This window comes from Candidatus Stygibacter australis (assembly GCA_030765845.1).
GTDB lineage: Bacteria > Cloacimonadota > Cloacimonadia > Cloacimonadales > TCS61 > Stygibacter > Stygibacter australis.
Genome location: JAVCDJ010000200.1, coordinates 1 through 6,810 on the forward strand (window position 1 = coordinate 1; position 6,810 = coordinate 6,810).

Consider the following 6,810-nt stretch of genomic DNA (forward strand, 5'->3'; position numbering starts at 1 on the left):
AAATACCCACGCTGCTCTCCCGCCAATGCTCTCGAACACAAAGAAGTTCTTATCGTTATGCATTATCAATTCATCCACACCATCACGATCGATATCACTCATAAAAGCATTTGTGGTATCAAGATATTGTCCAGCTGCCCAGCGGGATGCTTCTGCATATACATTTGCATTTTTGATATGACTGGAATACCTGTGTTCCCAGCCGGAAATATCACCGCTATCATGCCAGCCTGTTTCATGAAGATTGATCATCAGAGTGTACCAACCCAATTGAGAAAGGCTGTTATCAGGACAGTTCATCAGGTTTTCATAAGTATTATTCCAGATAAATCCATAAGTCCAGGCTGGACTATGAAAATCTGAATGCGAAGCTGCTGCTGCCCAGTCAGTGTACCAGCTGTTATTACTGCCACCATATCCACCTTCACCACCCAGAAGCCCGTAAGTCCCCGGTGTGATATTTGCCGATACTCCATTAAAACTGGCATTCTGGATCGCATCGTCAAGTTTCCACACGTTCACGCCCGGATAGTTGTCATGGCAATACCACAATACATCCTGGTAGTTATCCAGGAAAAAGGTCTCATCTGTACCGTTCCAGGCATGTTCATTCATTTCTGCTGCAACTTCCCAGTCCGTTCCATAAACGCAGATATTATATTCACCCATGGAAGCAATCTGATTCATTGCTGCTCCGGCATTATAGTGCATATTGCCCACAAAAGTATTATCTATCGGGATCACGCGCAAGTCAATGCCCACTCCATTGTTCATCCAGTGGATTTTATGATTATCATAACCATTCAGATGCGGACCATCATCAAGTACAACCCCCCACACGCCATGCTGCGCCCAGTTATTACCCAGCCAGTTGTCAACTACTCCGGCATCCGGATATTGTCCTAATGACAGCCACACACGTTCCGGCACCCACGCAACATGAGGTTCATAGTTATAACGGTAATCCACCATATCGCTTTCAACAGCTACTGACCAGTCATTCATATTATTCTGCACAAAGGGCATAATATGCTGTCCCAGAGCAGAAGTCATCATTGCTGCGGTGCCATCAGTAACCATAGTACTCAGCCAGTCATTAAATTCAGGATTATGCCATTCTGCTGCCGGCATCAAAGTTCCACTCATATGAAAGTTACCAGGTACATCAGTTGCCTCATGTGCCTGCATCACCTCATCAAATCCACTACCATCCAGCCCCTGAGGATGAGATGGACTGCCATAAAACACTTCTGTATAAGTGAGTCCCTGATTACCATGATGGACAAAAGCACAATTGCCAGTATCACGATCCTCACGACCGCTTCCTGACCATTCATCAATTAAACTACCCTGATTATGTACACCAAAACTGATGATCAGATCGTCTCTTGATATTCCTGATGAGGGCATTTTTAATTCCAGCAGATTATTGTTCCTGGTCTGCAGCCAGCTTAGATCATTGATAGTTCCTGATACTTCATTTAAACTGATGGTCTCCCTGATCAATATCTGTTCTTTGCTGGTGATCAATACTGTCAGCATCAGATTGCTATCAGCAAAATTATCACTGACCACCTGATTATCATTCCTGCTCACCATATCTGCAAAACTTACTCTGAGATATAAATTCTCATTATCCTGATGCAGATAAGCTGAAGTAATATCCCCGGTAAAACCCTTGCAGTCACTAACCTGGTCAAATCCAATAAAATCTTCTGCTGTCCAGCTCTTGATGTCACCTTTAAATCGATTGGCTGACAGTCCAGCGACCAAACATAAATTCAATAATATTATTATAATTTTCCGCATATTATAGCCTCCAATATTTTGATTCTTAATTACACTGTTGCTCTGAATACGTAAAGTATTTTTTTTACAATAAAAATCATCAAGTGGATTTGAAGCATAATTTGGATAAACTAAGAGAAATTGAGAGAAGGTTACTATAGTTTGAGATAATAAGAAATAATTGTAAGTATTTAAACAGCGTTAATAATTAATTTCAATCTCTTTCGGAAGATATTAAATTTAATAACTTCATCTTCTTTTATTGACCATCTTCTGATTTCGTTCATATCGACGTCATTTTTAGTTGATACCAGAATAGCCTGATCCAGAGACTGGCGATCATTCCAGAAATAATAGGCAGCCAACCGATCTTTGAAGCATTCCGTTGGTGATAGTATATTTAAAATACCAGTATCAGTCTCAATTTTAATGATATCTGTGACTAGCTCATTGCCAATAGCTAAAGGACCAGATGGAAATTCAATAAAAATTTCCGTCTCCGGATGCTTAAAATATCTGTTTTTCTCATAAAATCCTATTTCGTAAGACAATTTGCCAGGATTTTATGTTTTGTTGTATATTTTTCGATAAAATCTAAATCCATAGATATATACTCGTCTTCAGAGAAAATACTTACGCAGCTTCCGCCAGTGAGAGTTACTTCAATGCCCTGCTTTCGCAAATGTGTACAGATAAATGCAGATAATTCTAATCTACTCATTTCTCCAATATTTTTCATAATATTTTATTTGTCCTGCGAGGTCTTCTCCTGTTATATTGCAATTCTTTAATTATTTCTTCAGGATAGAAACTGACAACTTTCTCAATCAAATTTTTTAGTTCTTCCAGAAAGGGGTATCTTGGATTGAACTCGTATATTTTAGTCCTACCCCGTAATTGGGCATAGATAATACTTCCATTTTCGAGTATCTTTAACTGATTAATCACTGGAGTAAGTGGGACTTTATAAAATTCTGCTATTTCTCGAGCATAACCCTCTTCTCTGCACAGTAAAAAGACCAGAACTCTTTCTTTATTCAATGTCCCGACTAAAGATTCTATCATATGCACCTCTTTTTAGTTCTTATAAACTATATTATGGTACATAAAGTTAACTGCGAATATCTGTAACGTCTTTTCTTTCCAGACGTGCTATGACATTATAAAATTCCTAACGCAAACTCAACGCATTCCAATTTCTGCAAGGAGTTACACGAGGTATATTGCTATATTTTATCTCTGTATGTTACTCCTCTACAGTTGGATCATTCATGATCCCGATAAATAGCACAGAGCCATTACGATCATCTCTGATGATATATAAAAATGGTCGGTTGGCATTAAATATATTACATTCCTGAGGCATAATACCATCTTCCATCATGACTAAGGTAGCTGCTGTAGCTTCACTGCCCTGTTCATCTGTTTTTATCCAGGCATTTTGCTGTACATAGCTGATGGAGGGATGAGCAGGGGCATACGCCATATTTGAAAAATCTGCTGCACGAGCAAAAGCAAGCGGCATACCCAGATTTTCTAAAATATTATTATATCTTTTCTCAAACGAAACTTCAAAGGACGGAAGCGAGAAACTGCTGTTATCCTGCATTTCTAGCGTAAGAACTTCATATCCAGAAAACCAGGTTTCAAAAGTAGTACAATTCTGCTCAGCTATCAAATCATTCAGCTCTAATCCATGCTCCGGAAGAATTACATACATCGCCAGATCACTATTTCCATAAGGTAGTCGTGCTGCCTGAAAATTTCCACCATTCATATAGGTGAAATCTATACCGTCGCAATTCATAAAAGGAACATATACATATTCATCACTATTTGTATAGAAACGATCTTGAGTTGTTATTTCCGGGTCAAACTGATATTTCCAGTCCGCTGCCAGGTAAATAGCATTGATCAAAAATACTACATCATCGGCGGAAAAGTTTTTCAATATATTAGTTATTCTACCACCCGTATTATCACTTACCCAAAAGTTTGCTTCGTCTATTGTTTCCTGATTAAAAGGTTTATCAGGAAAGGTCTCGGATAGATAATATTCCGCATTTAGCCTGGTAAAATCCTCTTTTACTGGATAACCATTACGAATCCAGATAGAATTTGCCAGTCCCAGAATCACACTTGGATCTATATCTAGAAGATTGCTGATCAAACTTAAATTCTGTTCATTTATTTCCTCAAGTGCCAGATCACCATAATGCAAAGTCTGTTTCATTTGCTCAAGTGTCGTTCCAGATGCTCCGTTCATTGTCATTGATAATGCCAGTGAAAGTGACAGGGGTGAAAAGAAAATATTATCGGTATCTTCTTCTGTTACAAGTTCCTGAAGTATATTATAAGCGAAGTGACTATTAGCAGTCACAATTTCATCTGCCCTGCTTGCCTGCCAGTCATCTTCTACTTCAGTAGATGCCACAGTGCAACTGCCAAGAAGTATCATCAGTGCTAAAAGAATGATTACTTTCTTCATGCTTCCTCCAATATAAAACTAATTTTGTTTAAAGATAAAAACTTCAATAAATAATATTCTGCCACCTTCCTGTAATTTTGTTCAATATACTAAATATTTCTGAATACAAGATACAATTTATTTCATTATAGTGTCAAATAATTTATTCAATTCCCATCCAAATTAATTAAATCAATTAAATCACATAAATCACATAAATGAATATAGTATATCTGTTCTAATCCATCATAAGGTAGATTACAGGTGCCACAACTCAACCCGGCATGACATTTTTATGTTATGCCGGGTTGAGTTGTGGCACCTTATAGTTAGTTTAAGTATGGAAAGAGAGTGGGAAGGGATGATTTGAGAGTAATAGATTAGTTTATAAATGGATATATTATAATGAAATAGAGGTAATTATAAGCGATTGTAATTAGATGGTATTGTGAATCATGGATGCTAATTAATCAGATTTTATTTGCCGTTGATGACATAATTACTAAAAAAGCTGTTAAATAATTTCAATCCGGTTAAACGTTAGTAACGATTAAAAAAGTTTAAGAAGGAGACGGTAGATACTGGGCCGTCATTTGAGTTAATTAATCAGCATAATCGGGGAAGATATTCTTTGAATATCATGATGAATATGATAATCATAGGTGTACAACACATATCCCATTATAAAATTCACGATATTATTTGGAATTTAATTCAAGTAGAGTGCCTGATTTTACACTTTATGATAAATTATGATTTCAGAAAAAAATTATAAGTTGACATTCAATTAATAAAAACATCTATTAAACATCAGTGGATGAATTAAAAATATCTTAGGAGGTAAAATGAAAAGAAGGATAGTTATTACTTGTTTATTTTTGATCTCGATTAGTTTTCTAATGTCAGAGATGAATTTTGGTGTTGGATTGGATTTGCCCGGTACTCATGAATTAAGTGGAACCGACTATAGCACAGATTTTGATACAGCAATAGGATTTCAAGTATTTGGTGAATATCTTAAGCCTCTTTCTAAATCCCCTGGGATGAATTTAGATGGTGGGATTGGGGTAGCCTATTTATTTCTTCGAAACCCGGATCATAACGATGAAGGTGATCAAGCTTTCGGTTTTATCCCACTTTACGTATTAGGACAGGTATCTACAATCGGTGAAGGTACTGTTTTTTTTGGAAAACTGAGAGCCGGCTACGATATATTTTATGGCAATGCTGATTATTTCCCTGAACGTGACTTTTCGGGAGGTTTCTTTTTAGGAATCGGTGGTGGAATTATCATGACAAATAACTTATTTCTTGAATTATCCTACCAGATGTTGAAAGGAAGTATGGAAGAAGGTTCTACAGAGGATGAAGAAGGTTTTACAGAGGATGTAAGTGATTCACATCTTTCGATACTTATTGGATTAAAAATGAAGTAAATTCATGCTAATGACTTATCTGAAAAATCATAATTGATTTTTCATGTTTTAGGTCATTATAAAAATCAACTTTGTATATCTCTAATAGATATTTGCACCTTCAGGGTATCCCGGAGGAGCAAATATTTTATCTGCAGATTTCTTTCTATTTGGGGATGATCAAGTTAAGTTTTTTGGGAGCTATTGAGATGGTCAGGTGTTTATTATCTTTTCTATTTGGGATTCAATTTAAATAGAGTGTCTGGTTTTATACTTTAGAAAAATATTAGCAGCAGGAAAATATATTAGTTGACACTCAATTAATAAAAAGCAATAATTGTGACATTAGTAGATGAATAAAAAAATATCTTAGGAGGAAAAATGAAAAGAAGAATTGTTATTACTTGTTTATTGTTAATTTCTTTTAGTTTTCTAATGTCAGAGATGAATTTTGGCGTTGGATTGGATCTACCTGGTACCCATGAATTAAGTGGAACTGGCTATAGCTTTGATTATGATACAGCAATGGGATTTCAAGTATTTGGTGAATATCTTAAGCCTCTATCTAAATCCCCTGGGATGAATTTTGACGGTGGGATTGGGGCAGCCTATTTATTGCCTCGTAACCCGGATGCTGATGACGATGAAGGTGATCAAGCTTTTGGTTTTATCCCACTTTACGTATTGGGACAGGTATCTACAGCTGGTGAAGGTACTGTTTTTTTTGGAAAACTGAGAGCTGGCTACGATATATTTTATGGCAATGATGATTATTTCTCTGAAGCTGATCTTTCAGGAGGTTTATTTTTAGGAATTGGTGGTGGAATTGTTATGACAAATAACTTTTTTCTTGAATTATCCTACCAAATGTTGAAAGGAAGTATTGAACAAGATGGTTTTACAATGGATGTAAGTGATTCACATCTTTCAATACTTGTTGGATTCAAAATGAAGTAACTTCATGCTAATGACCCATCTGAAATTCAAAATCGAATTTTCATATTTTAGATCATTATAAAAATCAACTTTGTATATCTTTAATAGATATTTGCAGATTTCTTTCTATTTGGGATTCAATTTAAATAGAGTGTCTGGTTTTATACTTTAGAAAAATATTAGCAGCAGGAAAATATATTAGTT

7 protein-coding genes are annotated in these 6,810 nt (G+C 36.0%); 2 read left to right on the forward strand and 5 right to left on the reverse strand.

The window, feature by feature from the left end; translation table 11 throughout:
* The 5 genes from RAO94_10055 to RAO94_10075 form a co-directional block, all read right to left on the reverse strand.
* The coding region (locus RAO94_10055; protein ID MDP8322680.1) for a hypothetical protein at window positions 1–1,809 on the reverse strand (1,809 nt) is incomplete at its 3' end.
* Between the two features lie 170 nt (window positions 1,810–1,979).
* Window positions 1,980–2,339, reverse strand: coding sequence for a hypothetical protein (locus RAO94_10060; protein ID MDP8322681.1), 360 nt, complete (start codon window positions 2,337–2,339; stop codon window positions 1,980–1,982).
* Window positions 2,324–2,509, reverse strand: a complete 186-nt coding sequence (locus RAO94_10065; GenBank protein ID MDP8322682.1) for a hypothetical protein — start codon at window positions 2,507–2,509, stop codon at window positions 2,324–2,326. Before RAO94_10065 ends, RAO94_10060 begins: the two co-directional genes overlap by 16 nt.
* A 14-nt stretch (window positions 2,510–2,523) precedes the next feature.
* Window positions 2,524–2,853, reverse strand: a complete 330-nt coding sequence (locus RAO94_10070) for a winged helix-turn-helix domain-containing protein (GenBank protein ID MDP8322683.1) — start codon at window positions 2,851–2,853, stop codon at window positions 2,524–2,526.
* Window positions 2,854–3,034: 181 nt separating this feature from the next.
* The gene (locus RAO94_10075; protein ID MDP8322684.1) at window positions 3,035–4,276 is read right to left on the reverse strand and encodes a serpin family protein; all 1,242 of its coding nucleotides are present in this window, start codon (window positions 4,274–4,276) and stop codon (window positions 3,035–3,037) included.
* An 824-nt stretch (window positions 4,277–5,100) separates the two neighbouring features.
* Between RAO94_10075 and RAO94_10080 the strand changes: the two genes are divergently transcribed.
* Together RAO94_10080 and RAO94_10085 are read left to right on the forward strand one after the other, a co-directional pair.
* Window positions 5,101–5,691, forward strand: coding sequence for a hypothetical protein (locus tag RAO94_10080; GenBank protein MDP8322685.1), 591 nt, complete (start codon window positions 5,101–5,103; stop codon window positions 5,689–5,691).
* A gap of 360 nt (window positions 5,692–6,051) precedes the next feature.
* Window positions 6,052–6,627, forward strand: a complete 576-nt coding sequence (locus RAO94_10085) for a hypothetical protein (GenBank protein MDP8322686.1) — start codon at window positions 6,052–6,054, stop codon at window positions 6,625–6,627.
* Window positions 6,628–6,810: the final 183 nt, after the last annotated feature.